Source organism: Aliivibrio sp. SR45-2, assembly GCF_963890165.1.
Lineage (GTDB): Bacteria > Pseudomonadota > Gammaproteobacteria > Enterobacterales > Vibrionaceae > Aliivibrio > Aliivibrio salmonicida.
In genome coordinates this window covers 79,394-98,450 of record NZ_CAWPRC010000111.1, presented here as the reverse complement: position 1 = coordinate 98,450, position 19,057 = coordinate 79,394, and the positions used below count along the sequence as shown (strand labels likewise).

The 19,057-nt window shown below is 38.1% G+C and carries 17 protein-coding genes; 12 read left to right on the top strand and 5 right to left on the bottom strand.

The window, feature by feature from the left end:
• Window positions 1-344: 344 nt before the first annotated feature.
• Window positions 345-1,307, top strand: a complete 963-nt coding sequence (locus AACV33_RS05475) for a hypothetical protein (protein ID WP_182699145.1) — start codon at window positions 345-347, stop codon at window positions 1,305-1,307.
• 61 nt (window positions 1,308-1,368) lie between these two features.
• On the opposite strand, the gene AACV33_RS05470 is transcribed toward AACV33_RS05475, so the two are convergent.
• The gene (locus AACV33_RS05470; protein WP_017022617.1) at window positions 1,369-2,757 is read right to left on the bottom strand and encodes an SLC13 family permease; all 1,389 of its coding nucleotides are present in this window, start codon (window positions 2,755-2,757) and stop codon (window positions 1,369-1,371) included.
• A 658-nt stretch (window positions 2,758-3,415) separates the two neighbouring features.
• Here AACV33_RS05470 and gbpA point away from each other — a divergent pair.
• Together gbpA and AACV33_RS05460 are read left to right on the top strand one after the other, a co-directional pair.
• Window positions 3,416-4,888, top strand: coding sequence for an N-acetylglucosamine-binding protein GbpA (gene gbpA, locus AACV33_RS05465; protein ID WP_182699217.1), 1,473 nt, complete (start codon window positions 3,416-3,418; stop codon window positions 4,886-4,888).
• A gap of 61 nt (window positions 4,889-4,949) precedes the next feature.
• Window positions 4,950-5,489 (top strand): cytochrome b, encoded by a 540-nt coding sequence (locus AACV33_RS05460; protein WP_065611145.1) that lies wholly within the window; start codon window positions 4,950-4,952, stop codon window positions 5,487-5,489.
• Between the two features lie 126 nt (window positions 5,490-5,615).
• Here AACV33_RS05460 and AACV33_RS05455 read toward each other — a convergent pair whose 3' ends face one another.
• Window positions 5,616-5,900 carry a hypothetical protein gene (locus AACV33_RS05455; protein WP_017022620.1) on the bottom strand — a complete coding sequence of 95 codons (285 nt, stop codon included), beginning with the start codon at window positions 5,898-5,900 and terminating at the stop codon, window positions 5,616-5,618.
• Between the two features lie 114 nt (window positions 5,901-6,014).
• Between AACV33_RS05455 and AACV33_RS05450 the strand changes: the two genes are divergently transcribed.
• Window positions 6,015-6,506, top strand: coding sequence for a M48 metallopeptidase family protein (locus AACV33_RS05450; protein WP_012551542.1), 492 nt, complete (start codon window positions 6,015-6,017; stop codon window positions 6,504-6,506).
• A 3-nt stretch (window positions 6,507-6,509) separates the two neighbouring features.
• On the opposite strand, the gene AACV33_RS05445 is transcribed toward AACV33_RS05450, so the two are convergent.
• The gene (locus AACV33_RS05445) at window positions 6,510-6,866 is read right to left on the bottom strand and encodes a YkgJ family cysteine cluster protein (protein ID WP_017022621.1); all 357 of its coding nucleotides are present in this window, start codon (window positions 6,864-6,866) and stop codon (window positions 6,510-6,512) included.
• A 335-nt stretch (window positions 6,867-7,201) separates the two neighbouring features.
• On the opposite strand from AACV33_RS05445, the gene AACV33_RS05440 reads away from it, so the two are divergent.
• Complete coding sequence (locus tag AACV33_RS05440) at window positions 7,202-7,402, top strand: hypothetical protein (RefSeq protein WP_017022622.1); 201 nt, start codon at window positions 7,202-7,204, stop codon at window positions 7,400-7,402.
• An 85-nt stretch (window positions 7,403-7,487) separates the two neighbouring features.
• Here AACV33_RS05440 and AACV33_RS05435 read toward each other — a convergent pair whose 3' ends face one another.
• Complete coding sequence (locus AACV33_RS05435; RefSeq protein WP_017022623.1) at window positions 7,488-7,979, bottom strand: hypothetical protein; 492 nt, start codon at window positions 7,977-7,979, stop codon at window positions 7,488-7,490.
• A 291-nt stretch (window positions 7,980-8,270) separates the two neighbouring features.
• Between AACV33_RS05435 and AACV33_RS05430 the strand changes: the two genes are divergently transcribed.
• From AACV33_RS05430 to emrD, 6 genes are all read left to right on the top strand, one after another.
• A complete protein-coding gene (locus AACV33_RS05430) occupies window positions 8,271-8,477 on the top strand; it encodes a DUF3283 family protein (protein WP_012551546.1) in 207 nt (68 codons plus the stop codon).
• 92 nt (window positions 8,478-8,569) lie between these two features.
• Window positions 8,570-9,292 carry a YebC/PmpR family DNA-binding transcriptional regulator gene (locus AACV33_RS05425; RefSeq protein WP_012551547.1) on the top strand — a complete coding sequence of 241 codons (723 nt, stop codon included), beginning with the start codon at window positions 8,570-8,572 and terminating at the stop codon, window positions 9,290-9,292.
• Window positions 9,293-9,497: 205 nt separating this feature from the next.
• Window positions 9,498-10,988 (top strand): DEAD/DEAH box helicase, encoded by a 1,491-nt coding sequence (locus AACV33_RS05420; RefSeq protein WP_017022624.1) that lies wholly within the window; start codon window positions 9,498-9,500, stop codon window positions 10,986-10,988.
• Window positions 10,989-11,288: 300 nt separating this feature from the next.
• Window positions 11,289-12,737 carry a sensor domain-containing diguanylate cyclase gene (locus AACV33_RS05415; protein ID WP_182699144.1) on the top strand — a complete coding sequence of 483 codons (1,449 nt, stop codon included), beginning with the start codon at window positions 11,289-11,291 and terminating at the stop codon, window positions 12,735-12,737.
• A gap of 135 nt (window positions 12,738-12,872) precedes the next feature.
• A complete protein-coding gene (locus AACV33_RS05410; protein WP_182699143.1) occupies window positions 12,873-14,318 on the top strand; it encodes a sensor domain-containing diguanylate cyclase in 1,446 nt (481 codons plus the stop codon).
• Window positions 14,319-14,615: 297 nt separating this feature from the next.
• Window positions 14,616-15,818, top strand: coding sequence for a multidrug efflux MFS transporter EmrD (emrD, locus tag AACV33_RS05405; protein ID WP_023602653.1), 1,203 nt, complete (start codon window positions 14,616-14,618; stop codon window positions 15,816-15,818).
• A 129-nt stretch (window positions 15,819-15,947) separates the two neighbouring features.
• Here emrD and dbpA read toward each other — a convergent pair whose 3' ends face one another.
• Entirely contained in the window at window positions 15,948-17,336 is a 1,389-nt protein-coding gene (gene dbpA, locus AACV33_RS05400) for an ATP-dependent RNA helicase DbpA (RefSeq protein ID WP_017023519.1), read from the bottom strand.
• A 236-nt stretch (window positions 17,337-17,572) separates the two neighbouring features.
• Here dbpA and AACV33_RS05395 point away from each other — a divergent pair, with 236 nt between their 5' ends.
• The gene (locus AACV33_RS05395; RefSeq protein ID WP_182699142.1) at window positions 17,573-19,036 is read left to right on the top strand and encodes a sensor domain-containing diguanylate cyclase; all 1,464 of its coding nucleotides are present in this window, start codon (window positions 17,573-17,575) and stop codon (window positions 19,034-19,036) included.
• Window positions 19,037-19,057 lie beyond the last annotated feature (21 nt).

Here is a 19,057-nt window from a genome sequence, read left to right as displayed (position 1 = left end):
AGCTCAAATAATAAATAGGTACACAAAGTACCAATGAGCGCTAGGTGACACGGCTAAATAGACAAGGGATTCATATGTTTGGGAGTCAAAGCATTTTTATGGTGTTTATGGAATGTTTAATTGTTGGGTTAGCCATTGTGTTAATTCCTATGGCAATAAATACGTTCCGTACATTGAGAGAAAAAGAATAGCGTTCTTGTTTTATCGGGCCATTTATTGTTAATTTATTTTTAGTAACCGTAAATGGCTTCGTTCCTTTTAAAATGGATTCAAAATTGAGTGTGTTCATCAGCTAGGTCTTATACACTTAGCGCCTATACGATGTTGCTCTATTTAGGAAACCCATGTCTCATTACTCTCTTATTGATATTCCTTTTAACCTCAGACATGTCTGTTGGTTTTGTGGGGAGCCTTCATTCGATTTACTTTCTTTTCCAAAAGCGACGCATCAGATCCGTCAAATTACCCATCAAGGGATAGAGCTTCCTGCATGTAAAGAATGCTTATCACTGCCGGCGGCGGGGGTGTCTGAATCTATTTGGTCGTTTAGAGATAAGATAAAACATGATCTTATGAACAAATACGCGAAGCATTTAGGTATTGGCTTACAGTGGACAGAGGCAGAATTGGCGGAATCAGAATTTGATGGGGCAATTCTAGAAGGCTTTGGTAAAAGTGCATGGCCTATGTATGAAATTGCCAAAGCGCGAGTAGAGTACACTGGTTGGGATCTTACCATTGATAATGAAGCATTAGATGGCTATGACGAAAGCAGTGGCTATGAGTTTGATGGTATCCGCTATTTAAGCATTCAAACCTGTATTGAGCATCACGTAAAAGCATTGTCTTTGGATTTGGTGTTATTAGAGACGCTTGTTGAAATAGTGGGGTCTGATCGTTTTGGTTACGCATTAAAAATAGCGAAATTTAACCGAGAGATCTCAAGTCGAGATCGTAACACCATCATTAATGAAATTTTAACCCAAGAGCAAGATAAGCTTGATATTCAAGAGTTAGAGCAGCTAAAACAAACCACACACACATTACCTTTAGTGCCTGTTTCTGTTGATGGATCAATCGCACAGCCCGAGGCGATTGAATGGGCGATTAAAAATAACTGCGTCAGTTTGGCTCTATTGATTGAGCAAGAAGATGAATTTTTTGATGAGTTTGAACATTTAGGTGGGCCAATGGCCTTTGCTTTGTTTGATGGTTTACAACTTTATTTGAATGCGAGAGCGAATACTCAGTGGATTCAAGATAATGACCCAAATGCCGAGCTTTGGAATGAATACGTAAATCGTTAAAACAACATGGCCTCTGTTTTTAGCAGAGGCCATCTGTATTACTTAACCGATGAAACGTAAACTATGCCCAAAATATGGAGGCAAATGCCGTTAACACAACAATACAAACAAGGTTGAGATAAATACCCACACGCATCATTTCAGATTGTTTTATATGACCAGAGCCAAATACGATGGCATTGGGAGGAGTGGCAACGGGCAGCATAAAGGCACAAGACGCTGATATAGCAATCATCGCAGAAAGCACGACAGGTGAAATACCAAGGACTTCAGCGACACCTGAAAACACGGGAATTAAGAGCGCAGCACTGGCCGTATTACTGGCAAATTCAGTTAAGAACACCACAAACGCGGCAACCGTTAAAATAGTAAAAAAGATACCCGCTTGAGATAAAATGTCACTTAAGCTATGAGCTAAGAAAGCACTGGTTCCTGTTGCTTTTAGGATGTTACTTAAACAAATACCACCTCCAAATAACAACAATACGCCCCAATCGGTTGTTTTCTCAATGTCTTTCCATTCTACAACGCGAGCAAAACCGACCAAAATTATCGCTAATAAAGCGACTAACGTATCGAACTTTGCAAAACCACCGAGCATGGCGTTGATTGGTTTACTAAATACCCAAAGGATAACGGTTAATGAGAAAATCATTAATGTCACTACTTTGCCTTTATCCCAAGCGATTGGAGCATGGTTTAGTTGGAACACTTCGTTTAGGTTTGGTTTTAATAGAAAGTACAACAGACCAACTGTGATAGGTAATAGAACCAGCGTGACTGGCACACCAAAGGCCATCCATTCCGTAAAACTTAACCCCACTTCTGCCGCGGCAATCGCGTTTGGTGGGCTACCAACGATGGTTGCAATGCCACCGATACTGGCACAATAAGCGATACCAAGCAGAACGAACACATACGTATTGTGACCTGTTTTAGAATTTACTTTATTCAATACACCCAACACGAGTGGCAGCATCATGGCGGTGGTTGCAGTGTTGCTTATCCACATCGATAAACCGGCCGTTACCCCAAACAGCATAAAGACGGCGGTGCTCATTTTCCCCTTTGCTAATACAAGAACTTTATCTGCAATGGCTTTATCTAATTCTTGTCTGTGTAATGCGGCTGCAAGAGCGAACCCGCCTAAGAATAAAAAGATAATTGGGTTCGAAAAATTACTCAAGGCTTTGCCTGTATCAAAGATCCCAAAAGCCACGGCAAGTACAGGGACAAGAAGGGCGGTAATACTCACATGCAGTGCTTCTGTGAGCCATAGAATAGCGACAAAGACTAAGATGCTTAATCCAAGCACAACCTCTCGTTCGAAAGGTAAGAAATTATAGAGAAGAGCAAAAAGAATAACGTCGAAGAGAATGATCAGACTGTTTTTATTCAGGAACCATTCCGTGGTATTGGTGGGTAAAGGTATGTTTTCGTTTTTGTGCATGTTGAGCTCCATTCTGACGATGAATTGTTTCTGGTGACCAAGAATTCCCTGATGAGCACAGTTTCTAGATCGATAGTTATTGACTAACTTTGGCTGCTATTGTCACAGAATAGTAACCTTAGTAAATAGGAGGTTATGGGGTTTGTCGTTTTGATCGTTTCTGTAATTTCATAAGTATGCTTTTATTCACATTTTAAACACAATTAGGTACAAGGTTGTTGCTTTTATGTTAACTGTAAATTTGTTAATAAAGGTAACAAATTTAGTCCTGTATCAACCTTGGTACTTGACGTCTAGGTATTGAGTCACATTGTTAATCGTTGAATAATTAATTGTTATTGATTGGTTTTTTTAATGTATGTTGAATTTGGTATTGATGTGAATATTGGATTTTTTCTTTATTTACAATGAGTTACATTTATTTCTTTTGTGATTTGACTTCCATTTTATATCGATGTTTATCGTGTTGATTTGGACTTTAGACTACATTCCATCACTCACGCAGTAGGCTTGTTGATATAAATATTAAATAACAATGCCTTATTTTACGTTTCTGGTTGTGGTAAATGGATTCGGTTTGATTTGTATGAATATTGAACAATGTTCATCCTTAGCTGTGTGATATGAACAATATAATTATAATTTTAAGGAATAAATGATGAATAAATGCTCAACGAAAACACTACTTGCACTGTCATTGATTGCTGCTAGTTCAGGTGTTGCTGCTCATGGTTACGTATCAGAAACAAATGATGGTATTGCGGGATCTCGTGCTGCGCTATGTAAGTATCCGACGTCTGATACTCAAGAAAAAAACACAAACTGTGGTTCTGTTCAGTGGGAACCACAAAGTGTTGAAGGCGATGAGGGCTTCCCTGAATCCGGTCCTGCTGATGGCCAAATTGCAAGTGCGGGTCTATCGCAGTTTTCAGAATTAAATGAACAAACGTCTGATCGTTGGGTAAAGCGACCGATTACTGCTGGGAAACAAACGTTTGAATGGACATTTAGAGCAAACCACGTAACAAAAACGTGGACGTATTACATGACAAAGCAGAACTGGAATCAAAATGCCGTGTTAACGCGTGACTCTTTTGATCTGACGCCATTTTGTGAACTTGGTTATAACATGAACCAACCACCACTTGCTCCAGAAACCTTTTCTCATGAGTGTGTGGTTCCTGAGCGTGAAGGTTATCAAGTTATCTTAGCGGTTTGGGATGTTGGTGATACATCAAAAGCATTTTATAACGTGATTGATGTGAAATTTAATGGCGACGGTGGTGTGGTTGATCCAACTTGGACTCAAGGTGGTCAAATTAACCCAACTCGTGATTTAAACGTCGGTGATGAGGTTTACACACGTGTATTTGATACATCAGGTGAGAACTCTGCATTATCAACACGTTTGGTTATTGATAACGCAACACAAGGTCAAGCAAATAATTGGACTTATGCGTTAGCAACTAAGATCAATAAAGAGCAAGAAAACATTGGTGCCGGTCAATTGAATGATAAAGGTGAATTCTCACCTAGTTTTGGTCCAAATCCAGTGTATTTGAAATCAGGCAGCGGTTTAAATAACGTAGAAATTGGTTACCAAATTGAAGCGCCGGAACCAAGCTATGAGCTAAATGTTCAAGGCTTAGAACCTATGTATACGATTGGTGAAGAAGCGACAGAGTTAGATCTTACGCTTGCGGCTACTGGTGATATGAATGTGGAACTAACGGTATATAACCATGCGAAAGAAGCGCTAGCGAATACCGTGGTTGATATGAAAGACGGTGATGTTGAGCCGGTAGTTATGACGTTGTCTAAGTCAGAAGAAGGTCATCACATGCTTGTTTCTCGTATCAAAAATACGGAAGGTGAGTTAATCGAGCAAACTACGGCTGATTTCCATCTGATGGAAGCGCAAACACCACCTCCAGCGGGTGATTATGAGTTTGTGTTCCCTGAAAATGTAAAAAACTACACAGCAGGTACTAAAGTATTAGCTGAAGACGGTGCTATCTACCAATGTAAACCATTCCCATATTCTGGCTACTGTGTTCAGTGGACAGAAACTGCGACGAATTTTGCACCAGGTGTTGGCTCTGATTGGCCAATGGCTTGGGATAAAATCTAACCAAAGTCTGTAAATTAATTGGCCATATCGTTTGGTATGGCTAATTTTTCAAAGAGGTTATATGAACTTACCAACTTCTTATGATCGTTTTAGCCAAATATTGCATTGGGTAATGGCTACCATCATCATTTACGCCACAATTGCAGGCTATGTGATGCATTTAGTTATTAATAATTATCCAGTCGTTTTTTATGTGTTATCAATCATTAATATGTCATTGGCAACGATTGGAACCCTACTGTTTATTATTCGATGGTTTTGGTCTTATTTCCGGCCAGCAATAAAAGAAGTCGATCATAAGAGCGCAATAGAAGCGAATGTTGCTGGTTTTATGCATGCATTGTTGTATTTCTTAATGTTTGTTGTTTTTGTTTCTGGCTTTTTGATGTTAGAACATCCGTACACATTTTTCTGGTTATTTGATGTCAATAATGTGGTTGAAAATCTTGCCATTAATCAATTCTTTTTTATGATTCATCGAGCTGGGTGTGCTTTATTAGGCTTGAGTGTGATTATTCATGTTGCAGCGGCTTGCCATCATCACTTTATCCGAAAAAATCGATTACTGGATAGAATGACGAAATACAAAGAGCAATCTTAAATAAGTAAAGAGTATTAATTTAAGGGCTTTCTAACCATGGAGGCCCTTTGTTATGTAAGTAAGCACATATTCACATCCCGACGAATAAAAGAGATTCATTGGTTGTGCAGGGCAAAAGATGAGGGGTTATTTTACTCGAATCAGTCGATGCTCGACGTTATTAAGCATTAAAACAATCACTTGTGAACGTTTCATTATATCCACTTTTTCTATCATTTCCGCGCTGTATTTTCTTTTTACCATCCATTGCATTGGTTCTTCAAAGTTATCTTCATTAATAACAAAAGATTCATCATTTAGAGTGCCTTCATGAATGTTAATGATCCAAATTCGTGATTGAAATTCAATGACTTCACCAATAGCCGTTTTGATTTGAGTGAGGGTATTAGTAACGGAACGACGAAAACTCATAAGATCTCTTTGATTAATAATGACAAGGGCAAGAACGTTGAGGGGTAGAGTAGCGACAAAGAAAGTAGGGTACAATAGGCTATTATTAGTAAAATGAGATCATGAGTACAAACCATGACTAAATTGCGATATTTAAAAGGGTATCCTGAACATATTCTGGCACAGATTGAGCTGATGATAGATAACGGGAAGTTAGCCGAGTGGGTAAAAAATAAATACCCGACGATGCATGACATTACCTCAGAGAAAGCCTTATTTGAATACACTCAAGCGTTCAAAAACAAGTACATTAAGAAATCATCACCCTTAAGTAAAGTGGTGTACGATCCTAAAATACACATTGTCAATAATGCGTTGGGTTTGCATACGTTTGTTTCTCGCATTCACGGTAATAAGCTGAAAGCAAAAAATGAAATACGCATCTCAAGTGTGTTCCGTAAGGCGCCTGAACCATTGCTACGTATGCTTGTGGTTCATGAATTAGCGCACATCAAAGAGAAAGCCCACAACAAAGCCTTTTACGCGCTGTGTTGTCATATGGAGCCTGAGTATCATCAATTAGAGTTTGATGCGCGTTTGTATTTAACTTATTTAGAAACGATATAGCGTCTATTTATCGATGCCCTGTTCTTTGCGCTCTTCTTCGCATTCGTAAGAGGCCATTTCAAACTCACGGCATATCCACGGTCGGTTTTCATAAATAGTACACATTAGGGTGTCGCGATCGACAGCGGCACACCAACCATCTTCTGAGCGTAACATCACTTCACTTCCCCATTCATCACGGTCTATGTAGGCTTCTGGTACGCCAGTGTCTGTAATGATCATCACCTCTAACTTACAACAACAAGCTTGGCAATTTTCACAAGTAATACCAGATCCTGTATTTAATGATGCTGTAGTTAATAGAGATTCTGTAGGAGAAGATTCAGTTAGAACAGTAATGTCGATTGAGTTGATGGTCATAATTATCGTGATTGTAAGCAATATTGTGACTAGGGTAACTCACCAAGACCGATATCACGAATAATAAAAAGAAAACACCGCGAATAATTAAATCAACAAGGAGTAAGAATTGCTGAAATGGTCGAAGATTGGCAGCGGAAAAATGAGAGAAAACGCGTGTCTTTTTATCAAGGGTAGAACTTTAAATGTAGTCCAACTGATACTATTAAAGATAGTCTTTTTTATAAAAGAAATCACAAATAATGGTTAGCTCACAAAATAGAATAAACAGACTTACCAAGCAGACACTCCTTTGCTAAACATACGACTGAAAGGTATGGATTTAGGAGGTTATTATGTCTATTAATTCTATTGATCACGGTGATATCACCGAAATGAAAGGCAAGTATGATTACGATATTGCCGATGAAGTAGTAACAAATATTACAGAGTGTCAGAAAAAAACAGCAGCACGTCGTCGCATTGAAGCAATGCGAGAAATTCGAGAGAGTGGTCTTACGCTTGCAGAAGCGAAAGACTTAGGCCTTATTCATTAATTTTTGATTTCTACCTTCATACCTTCATTGTTTTATCATTAATGCGCACCAATTTTAATTGGAGCGCATTTTTATTGTGTCGTTATTAGCACCCACTGCTCTCAATAGTAAAGCTTGGCGTTGGAGTAGACGGTGTTGCTTGCTCATAACGGAAATAACATTGTGAGCTCTCAATCTCATCAATCGAGTTTGCAAAGCCAATATATAATGCGTCGTTATTCGTATTTTTTGACTCTGAAACGAGCAATTTACCTTGAAGATTCAGTGAGGTTACCACTGACGTACTGTCTAAATGACCTAACACTAATATTGGCTCATTGATGTCTTGTAACCCGTTTTGATTTAAATCTAAAAAGTAACGGTCAGTCGTGCCAATTTGTACCGCATATCCTTGATTGTATTGTTCATGTGCAATTTTATCTGCGTGCTCTGTAGCGTCTTTAACGCCATTAATGACTCTTAGTTTTGCATTGTGTTGAATATTGAGTAAGAAAGGCGTGGCAGCAAGACCTAGTATCACTAAAGTAATAACTACAATGATTAACTCTGTAGAAGTGAATTTTTTATTGTTTTTCATAAAAGAGCGACTCATTAACCTAAATGTATATTTAGTATTAGCTATGTAATGGTTATATAAAAATTGATGTAAATTGCAAACATATCGACCTGCATTAATCGCAGGTAGGGTGCTGATTTTATATCATTAGTTGATAAAATACACATTAACTTTATAAGTATCCTAAATAATTGCAGGAATTACGCGCAAATGAGACAATTTTAACGTGTTGATTACGGATGATTTTTTAATGCTAGAAAATAGTAAGGCAAGAGATTAAACTTAGGCGGTGATTAATTAAATGAGCTTGTTATGAAAAACCTGTCGTTGTTGCCTCCAAAAGAAAAAAATAAAATCGAATTAGATAAGCAAGCTGCGTTCTTTGTTTGGAAGGTAAAAAATGCAAAAGCAGGTCCTGACCTTTGGGTAACCGAGGCGGGTAAGCTTGAAGATGAGTCAGAACGTCTATTTTTTCAGCAATCTATTGAAAAATACAAGTCAAAAATGGGCGTAGCGTAAAGGTTCCTTGATCTTTAGTAGCGCACCATATCTGTAATTTGGTAGAATCCCGCCATAATTTAAAGTCCATAAACAAAAAAGAGAGAACTCCGATGGGAAGAAGTTTTGAAGTGCGCAAGTCTTCAATGGCTAAAACACAAGGCGCAAAAATCAAAGTTTATTCTAAATACGGTAAAGAAATTTACATGTGTGCTAAGAATGGCGGTCCTGATCCAGACATGAACTTGTCTCTAAAACATCTTATTTCGAAAGCGAAAAAAGATCAGGTTCCTACACACATTATTGATAAAGCAATCGACAAAGCAAATGGCGGTGGTGGTGAAGATTACCAACACGCACGTTATGAAGGTTTTGCGCCAGGCGGCGCAAGCGTAATCGTTGATTGTTTAACAGACAATGGCAACCGTACTTTCCAAGACGTTCGTCAATGTTTTGTTAAAACAGGCGCTAAAATTGGTAGCCCTGGTACAAGTTCTCACATGTTTGATCACCAAGCTGTATTCCAGTTTAAAGGTGAAGATGAAGAAGCAGTACTTGAAGCATTAATGATGCAAGATGTTGATGTCACTGACATTGAACTTGAAGATGGCGTGATCACCGTATTTGCACCAAACACTGAGTTCTTTAAAGTGAAAACAGCACTGGCTGCTGAATACCCTGATCTAGTGGTAGATGTGGAAGAAATTACGTTTGTTCCTCAAAACCCAATGGAAATAACGGGTGAAGATGCTGAGAAATTCCAAAAATTCTTAGATCTATTAGACGATTGTGATGACGTTCAACAAGTTTATCATAACGCGGAATTAGAAGATTAATTGACACTGCTCAATTAGCCTCATAAAAACCGAGTAGAAGTACTCGGTTTTTTTATAGCCTTAATTTATTCAGCCAATTATACGGTTTGAATAAATTAAGGTTTTATTGGTTACAGTAATCAAAGATTGAGTAATCTCTCAGTTACTGTATCCTACAGCGCTCGCAGTTTTGCGCTTAATGATCATTATTAGAGAAAATTTTAGTATGGGTTTTACCTCTCTGGGCTTATCTGCCCCTATTTTAAAAGCTGTAGAAGCTCAAGGTTACAGCACGCCTTCACCAATCCAATTACAAGCGATTCCAGCGGTAATTGAAGGGAAGGACGTTATGGCGGCGGCTCAAACAGGAACAGGTAAAACAGCAGGCTTTACACTTCCTCTTCTTGAGCGTTTATCAAAAGGTCAAAAACTTAAGTTTAACCAAGTTCGTGCATTAATCTTAACACCAACTCGTGAGCTTGCAGCGCAAGTGCATGAAAGTGTTGAAAAATACAGTGTGAATCTTCCACTGACTTCTGATGTCGTATTTGGTGGCGTTAAAGCAAACCCACAAATGCAACGCCTTCGTAAAGGTGTTGATGTATTGGTTGCAACCCCTGGCCGTTTGTTGGATCTTGCGAATCAAAACGCAATTAAATTCGATCAACTGGAAATTTTAGTATTGGATGAAGCTGACCGTATGTTAGATATGGGCTTTATTCACGACATTAAAAAGATCTTAAATAAATTACCTAAGAACCGTCAAAATCTACTTTTCTCTGCGACGTTCTCTGATGAGATCCGTCAGTTAGCAAAAGGGCTTGTAAATAACCCCGTTGAGATCTCAGTAGCAACGCGTAACACAACGGCAGAAACGGTTGAACAATCAGTTTACGTTGTTGATAAAACGAAAAAAGCGCGTGTTCTTACTAAGCTAATTAAAGACAATGACTGGAAACAAGTCTTGGTTTTCAGCAAAACTAAACATGGTGCAAATCGTTTAGCGAAGACTCTTGAAGAGAAAGGCATTAGCTCTGCGGCTATCCATGGCAATAAGAGCCAAGGTGCACGTACGAAAGCATTAGCTAACTTCAAAAGCGGTCAAGTTCGTGTATTAGTAGCGACAGACATTGCTGCTCGTGGTTTGGATATCGAGCAATTACCACAAGTTATCAACGTTGACTTACCAAAAGTGCCTGAAGATTACGTTCACCGTATTGGCCGTACTGGTCGTGCTGGCGCAACGGGTAAAGCAATCTCTTTTGTGAGTGAAGATGAAGCAAGTGAATTGTTCGCGATTGAACGTCTAATTCAAAAAATCTTACCTCGTCATGTTCTTGAAGGTTTTGAACCTGAAATGAAAGTACCTGAGTCAAGATTGGATTCTCGCCCAATAAAAGCGAAAAAACCAAAGAAAACACAGGCGCCACGTGTAGAGCATAAAGATGGTCAACGTTCAGGTGAAAACCGCAGTGGCCATAAGCAAGGCGCTAAACCGGCTCCAAGACGTAACACTGAGAATAAAGAAGGTGGCGCTGCTAAGAAAGAGGGCGGTAATGCTAAGAAACGTCCTACTGATGGTGGTAAACCTAGATCGAAAGGCAATGGTGAAAACCGCGGTAATGGCAGTAACTTTGGTAGTGGTAAACCAAAATCAGATGCGACAAAACCGCGTCGTCAAGGTCCACGCCCTGCACGTAAGCCAGTAGCTCAATAATTATCTAACAGATAATGCCTGATTCAAAAAACCAGCTAATACGTTAGCTGGTTTTTTTTGTTTTGAATAACTCAATATGTCACCTTGATATTTATAGATCACCATGCGGTGTCTATTTATTAAACCAATGCCTCTAATTAGTGTGATGTGAGTCATATTTTATAAATAAATTTTATTCACATTAAGAATGTGTATCATTTTTGATACGGGCATTAAACGGGTAAATGATTCATGTTGATGTAAATGTTATTAATGTACCTTGTTAACATTGTTCGTGGTTGTGAATGTTTGTAGGTGATAATGAGGGTAAAAAATATTGTTTCAGTAGGGTCGCTATTATTGCTTGGCGTGGCTCTAGCTTGTTCTGTTACTTATGTGGTTAAAAGTCACAATAAACAAAGTAAACTAATAGAAAGTGATTTAGAGTTTAACGCCAATTTTGTTTCTGTTTGGCTTAAAACCGCATTTTATCATTCAAATGATGTACTACATCAACTCTCGGATACATTAGAGCAAGATGGGTTTGCAACGTTGCCTTTGTCTGCTAAATCTTATCAAGAACAAAGTGGAGTGTTTGAGTTTCAGTATGAAACGCTGATTAATGCAATTCATGTTTTTGTGGTTAATAAAAATTGTATTTTATTGAATACAAAAACGATTGGTGGCGTTGATCTTTCTTCTCGAGAGTATTGTCAAACATTAAAGCAAAATGATGAAAATATTGAATCAGTCATTACTTCCCCTTTCAAAGACATCTTGAATCGTAATGTGATAGTTCAAGGGGTTAAAATCACGGATGAAAATAATAACTTTGCAGGTGTTGTTGGGATATTAACGGATTTCACTTTTTTTAATCAGTCTCTAAAAAGTGTTAAATTATCAGAGAATTCAACAATTTCTATTTTGAGCAGTGATTTCACGGTATTAGCCTCTTCAGCACCGCAATATTTACCTATTGGCGAAAAAATAGATTTTTCTTATATCCCTAAAAATAAAATCAAAGGATTAAAATACGATCAAAAAGTCATGTTTGATTCCGCTAAAACATATAATGGTGAGCATCAAGGTGTTTTAGTGAGAAAGGTATCGGATTTACCTTTTATGATATTGGTGACTAAAGCAAAGTATTATTGGTTTACTCCTCTTTATATCACTGTTTTTATTGTGTCTGTGCTAATGATCCTCTTATCTTTTCTTCTTTTTAAAAATGCGTATTATTTTCAGACACTACTATATCAAGCTGAGCATTATTCTAAATTAGCGCTTTATGATGAATTAACTGGGGTATGCAATCGTCGTTGTTTTGAAAAGGTCATGTCATCTTTTATAGAGAAATATAAAGATGAAGGCGTCGTATTTTCGTTAGTAATTTTTGATATCGATTTTTTCAAAGAGATTAATGATACGTATGGGCATGATAGGGGTGATGAAGTTCTTAGGGTATTCAGTAAAACGTGTTCTAGTGTGATGTCACCAGAGGATATTTTTGCCCGTTTAGGTGGGGATGAGTTTGTGATGATAATGGCAAACAAAACAAGCCAAGAAGCGGCACTTATTATGACTGAGCTGTTACATGAAATTCGAAGATTATCAGTTAAGACTTCAAAGGGTGAATTGAAGATATCGAGCAGCATTGGTATTACACAAAGTAAAACAAAGAACGATGATTTTTCTGTTTTATTAGAGCGCGCGGATAAAGCACTTTATCAAGTAAAAAGAAGTGGTCGAAATGGCGTCGTCGTCAGATAATCCATTTATGTTTCTTTATTGAGAGTGCATGTTTCGTAAACTATACACATGGAAAATTAAAGTAAAGATTCTCTTGTTGATGTAACTGTTATTAGTGTAGCGTTATCCATAAGTGTTATTTAGTTGGTTTTTTACATGAAAGAGAGGACAACGGTTTTTTATAGCTCTATGTTATTTGTGATTTTAATCTCTACGGTATTAATCATTACTATTTCAAATAATTATCAGCAGCATAATAAAAGATTGGAAAGTGAATTAAGGTTTAATGCAAACTTTATTTCTACGTGGTTAAATTTAGTATACAAGCATTCAAATAACGTTTTAGAAGGAATGGCAACGGATCTTCATAACAATCATTTATTGACTGTTCCTTTGGATCCTACGGTATTAAATGAGCAAAAAAAATTACTCAATATAGAAGCGGAGATGCTTGTTAATGCATCGAATATATTTGCTATTAATAACCGATGTATCTTAGTTAATGCAACTTCTGATGTAGGTGCTGATCTCTCTTCTCGTGAGTATTGCAAACAAATACAAGAGAGTAATGAACATACTATTTTTACTGACCCATTTGTAGATTTAGTGGGTAAAACGGTTGTTGCTCAAGGGGTTAGAATCACCAATAAATCAGATAAATTTATTGGTATGGTTGGTATTTTAAGCGGGTTAGATTTTTTCTCTAGTGCTTTAAGTACCTTGGATATATCGACAAAATCGTCGGTGTCAATTTTAAGCTCTGATCTTATGGTATTGGCGACCAATAGAACTGAATTACTTAAGATCGGTAGCCGTCCTGTGATTAGTCAAGAGTCGACTGAAATACTTCAAGGATTGGCTGACAATCAAGAGGTGTTTTTTGAAGCGATAAGAAAGCATCACGGTTTTAATCAAATGGTGTTTGCAAAAAAAGTACCGGGTTACCCTTTTATTTTAATCGTATCGAAGCCTAAGTATTTTTGGGCTGATTATGCCTATATTTCTATTATTTCTTTTATTTTAGTGATTTCGTTAGTGATTGCGTTATTAATGAAAAATACCTTTTTGTTATCCAAATTACTTTCTCAAAATGATCATTACTTTAAGCTCGCATTGCATGATGAATTAACGGGGATTTTAAATCGTCGAGGATTTGAAAAAAATGCCAAACAGGTACTTGAGTTGGCAAAATCAAATCCAACATCAATTGCTTCGATCTTGTTTGATATTGATTATTTTAAACAGATCAATGATACCTATGGGCATGATAAAGGGGATGAAGTATTACGAAGCTTTACTCAAATATGCCAAGCACACATCACTCACTGCGATGTGTTTGCGAGACTCGGTGGTGATGAGTTTGTCATGCTTTTACCAAACCAAAATGGGCAACAAGCCACGAAATGTATTAATGAGCTGTTAGATAAGATAAGAGCGATACGCGTTGAAACACCATTAGGATCAATATCGGTATCGAGCAGTATTGGAATTTCAGAGGTACGTTCGCCTAACGAGTCAATTGCTAAGTGGTTAGAAAGGGCAGATAAAGCACTTTATCAAGCGAAAAAACAAGGTCGTAACCGTGTTGTTTTGAGGACTTGATCTTCATTTGTTGATATAAGCCAGGTAAATATATTTATCTGGCTTTTTTTGTATCAAAGATAGCCTATTTAATTGCGGTTAATACGAGAATTATTTCATTAGAAAAACTAATCCAAATGCGTAAAAAAACTCTCCTGAAATTACATGAATTTAAATTGCTAGGTTTACTGAATAAGACTATTATCTCGCGCCATTAGGGTCGTGATAATAACAAACCGTTTATTTAAATAATTTGTCACAAACCAATTTAACTTATTCTTTTTTCTTATCTATTACTGTTTTTTCTGGAGAGCAGTCATGCAAAAATCTTATTCACTTGGTACCTTCAGCTTTCTGATCGTAATCCTTGTTGCTGTTGGTCAAATGACTCAAACTATGTATGTACCTTCAATTGGGTACATGGCAAGTGAATTCAAAGTAAGTCCAGCATCATTACAAGCAGTAATGGCCGTTTACTTGATCCCTTATGGATTATCTCAGTTTTTTTATGGGCCATTATCTGATCGTTTAGGGCGTCGATTTGTTATCTTATCGGGTCTTGCTCTGTACATTGTTGGTGCACTATTAGCATTATTTGCGCATGACTATACTTATTTCCTTGTTGGTAGTTTTATTCAAGGTTTAGGTATCGGCTCGGCGGGTGTGATGTGTCGTACTGTGCCAAGAGATTGTTTCTCTGGCGCTGAATTACACAAAGCGAACAGTTTAATCAGTATGTGCATGATGTTCTCTCCGTTAATGGCACCAGTGTTAGGCGGTTATTTAACGGAAGCGTTTGGTTGGCGTTCAAGCTATTTATTTTTAGCTTTGTTTAGTATTGCTGTGATGATCATTATGACAACGTCAATGAAAGAGACATTGCCTCTTGAAGTTCGTCGTAAAGAACCAGTATTAAAAAGCTACCGTCATGTATTTTCAGAACATCGCTTTCAGGGGTATTTAATTTGTTTAGTGGCTACGTTTGCGGGTGTTGCCGTGTTTGAAGCCGCTGCAGGGGTGTTACTGGGCGGTAAATTAAAATTACCAGCAACCACCGTGAGTATTTTGTTTATTTTACCTATTCCTGGCTATTTAGCGGGCGCGGGTTTATCGACGGTGATTGCAAAACGTTGGTCTGAGAAAAAATCATTAGACGTTGGTTTGGTGTCTATCGTCTTTGGTTCTGCGATTGTCTTGATCCCTGGGATAATGGGGTTAACCACGGCACTCACTTTAGTTGGTGGCGCTGTGCTGTATTTCTTAGGCGCGGGTATTTTATTTCCTGCTGCGACAACAGGGGCTTTATCTCCTTTTCCACATCATGCAGGAACGGCTGGTGCGTTATTAGGGGGTATGCAAAACCTAGGCGCAGGTTTGACAACAATGGCAGCATCAATGATCCCTGCCAACAGTCAAATGCCTGTGGGGTTGATTATGTTCTTGATGTCGTTATTAGCGATTTATGGTTTGAGAAAAGTACACTCAACACCACCATCAAGCGAAATGCCATTAGCGGTATAAAACTTAATCGTTAAATAGACAGTAATAAAAAAGGCCGAGTAGATAGTATCTACTCGGCCTTTTTTGTATGTAACGTCAGCTAAGCGATTTATCACGTTAGCTGATGTTACTCTTTATTTGTATGTGGCATTAACCGCGCATGCGGCTTACACGGAACGTACGGCCTTTCATTTTGCCTGTTTCTAGCTTCTGTAGTGCAGCCTTTGCAATTGAAGTATGAACAGCAACATAAGCATGGAAATCAAATACATTGATTTTACCTACTTGCTTGCCATCAACACCGTCTTTACCGGTAAGTGCACCAAGAATGTCGCCTGGGCGTAATTTGTTTTTCTTACCGCCGTCGATCCAAAGCGTGATCATTTCAGGGAAATGAGGTTGTTCGCTTAGGTGATCTTCGCTAGGTAATGGCTCATCATTAAGAGTTAAGCTCATGTAATCTTCGATTTGAGCAAAGCTGTTTGTTTCTTTATTGTTGAACAAGCTTAATGCGATGCCTTTTTTACCAGCACGGCCAGTACGACCAATACGGTGAACGTGAACTTCAGGATCACGAGACAACTCAAAGTTGATCACCGCATCTAGAGAGTCAATATCAAGACCACGAGCCGCAACGTCGGTTGCAACTAGGATAGAGGTACTCTTATTAGCAAAACGAACCAATGCTTTATCACGATCACGTTGCTCTAAATCACCGTGAAGTGCTGTCACACTGAAATCGAAATGACGAAGCTCATCAGCGACTTCTTGAGTAACACGTTTTGTATTACAGAAGATAACCGTTGATTCAGGACGGTGCTTAAGCAATAAGATTTGAAGTGCTTTTAAACGGTCTTCAAAATCGTCGACTTTGTAGAAGTGCTGTGTAATCGACGTTTCTTCCGTTTTATCTTCTGCTTTCGTCATGATTGGGTTATTCATGATGCGATCGGCAATTGATTTAATTTGCGGTGGGAACGTTGCACTGAACAATAAGTTTTGACGTTTAGCTGGTGCGTGATCCAATACTAGGTCAATCGCGTCTTGGAAGCCCATTTCTAGCATGCGGTCCGCTTCATCCAATACGAACGTATTTAGATTGTCTAGGTTTAAGTAACCTTTACGAAGATGCTCTTCAACACGACCAGGGGTACCCACAATAATGTGTGCACCGTGCTCAAGCGATCCAATTTGTGGACCAAATGGAACACCACCACATAAAGTCAGTACTTTAATGTTATGGATAGAACGAGCAAGTTTTCGGATTTCTACCGCAACTTGGTCAGCCAATTCACGTGTTGGACATAATACTAATGATTGAACACGAAAACGCTTTACGTCTAAGTTCGCAAGTAAGCCAAGACCAAATGCTGCTGTTTTACCTGACCCTGTTTTTCCTTGGGCAATGACATCTTTCCCTTCCAACATGAATGGTAAGCTTTGAGCTTGAATTGGGGTCATCTCTGTATAGCCTAAAGTGTCTAGGTTTTGCAGAAGAGATGGGTTCAGATTAAGTGATGAGAAAGATGTTTGGTTCAAGGTGATTTCCTATAAAACAAGTAGGGGTAAAGTAATAATTACCTAGTGGATGGGAGAGTAATAAGAAGAGGGCTAAAAAGCAAGGGAGATCACATTTTATGTCGCTATAAAAAAATCAACTGTATAAGATTCATTACTTTAGAAAGGCTTAAAATTTGGCCATTGATTTTACAAATTATTATCCTATGTTATATTCCCGCTTGAAATGGAATGGCTGTCACAAAAATAGGAAAGGTATGAGGAAGAGAAGTGCATTTTTTTATAGCTCATTGATCATTGGATTTCTTATTTTTTTCCTTTCTGCATCCTATATTTATAGCGCGTATCAAAGTGACCGCAACCGAGTGATTGATCGTTTGCAATTTAATGCCAGTTTTGTTGATTTGTGGCTGACTAAATCTTTCCATGATTCGTCTTTAGTCTTAAAGGATATGGTTGAGGACCTTTCTTCTGGAGGGCTTCATTCTGCTGATCGAAATAATGAAAAATATCAGCAAGAACTTGATTACCTTAGAGAAAAAGAAGATGCACTCCCTAACGCTATTTTAGCTTTTATTATTGATGAGAATTGTATATTAACGCACAGTAAAACACTGAGTGGCGTTGATGTTTCTCGACGCGAGTATTGCCGGGTTTTTAAGAAAAACAAAGAAAGAACCGAGGTTGTTACTCTGCCTTTAGTCGATCTGGCTGGCCGAGATGTGGTGATTCAAGGTCATAAAATTACCAACAAAAATAAAGACTTTTTGGGTATGGTAGGGATCTCTACTAATTTGAGCTTCTTTAATTCGACCATCCGTCATTTGGAATTGCCTTCATCAACAGGGCTTGCGATTTTAAGTTCTAATCTTAAGTTGTTGTCAGCAGTGCCAAAAGGAAGTGAAATTATTGGGAAAAGGCTTAATGTGTCAAAAATCAAACCAGAGGTGTTTGAAACGCTGTATAAAAATGGCGAAGTGGTGTTCAGTTCTGACATATACAACGATGGCACTATTGATACGATTTATGCTCGTAAAATTAAAGATTTGCCTTTCATTATTGTGGTCACCAAGCAGCAAGATTATTGGCGAACCATTGTGTCTTTATCGTTGCTGAGTATTGTGGGCTGTTTTTTCGTCATTATTGCGCTTCTTATGTTTAATTTACATTATGTGAAACGAACAAAAGAACAAAAAGAAAAATACTCCGAGTTAGCGTATAACGATTACCTGACAGGGGTGAATAATCGCCGCTCGTTTGACCTAAAGGGTTCTCAAGTGCTTGCGACTTATCGCCGTAATCGAAAACCATTTTCAATTATTATGTGTGATATTGATAATTTTAAAGAATACAACGATAAGTACGGCCATGAAGTGGGGGATACGATGATCACCTCATTTGCTGAAGCGTGTTTAGCTAACTTGCGTGATTCTGATATTTTAGGCCGTTTTGGTGGCGATGAATTTGTCATTTTGCTTCCAGAACAAAGTCATGAGCAGGCGCATTTTGTTGCTCAAAAGCTGCAAGCTGTGATCCGCAAGATTGCGGTGCCAATTGAAAATATCGAATTAAGTATGACGTGCAGCATGGGCATAAGTACGATCACAGATCCTAAAGTCACTATATCTGAACTCCTTAGTATTGCCGATGACCGATTGTATGACGCTAAAAAATCGGGACGAGATTGTGTAAAGTGTGATGCTATAATTAAATCTAATTGATAATCGTTTGCATTATTGTTA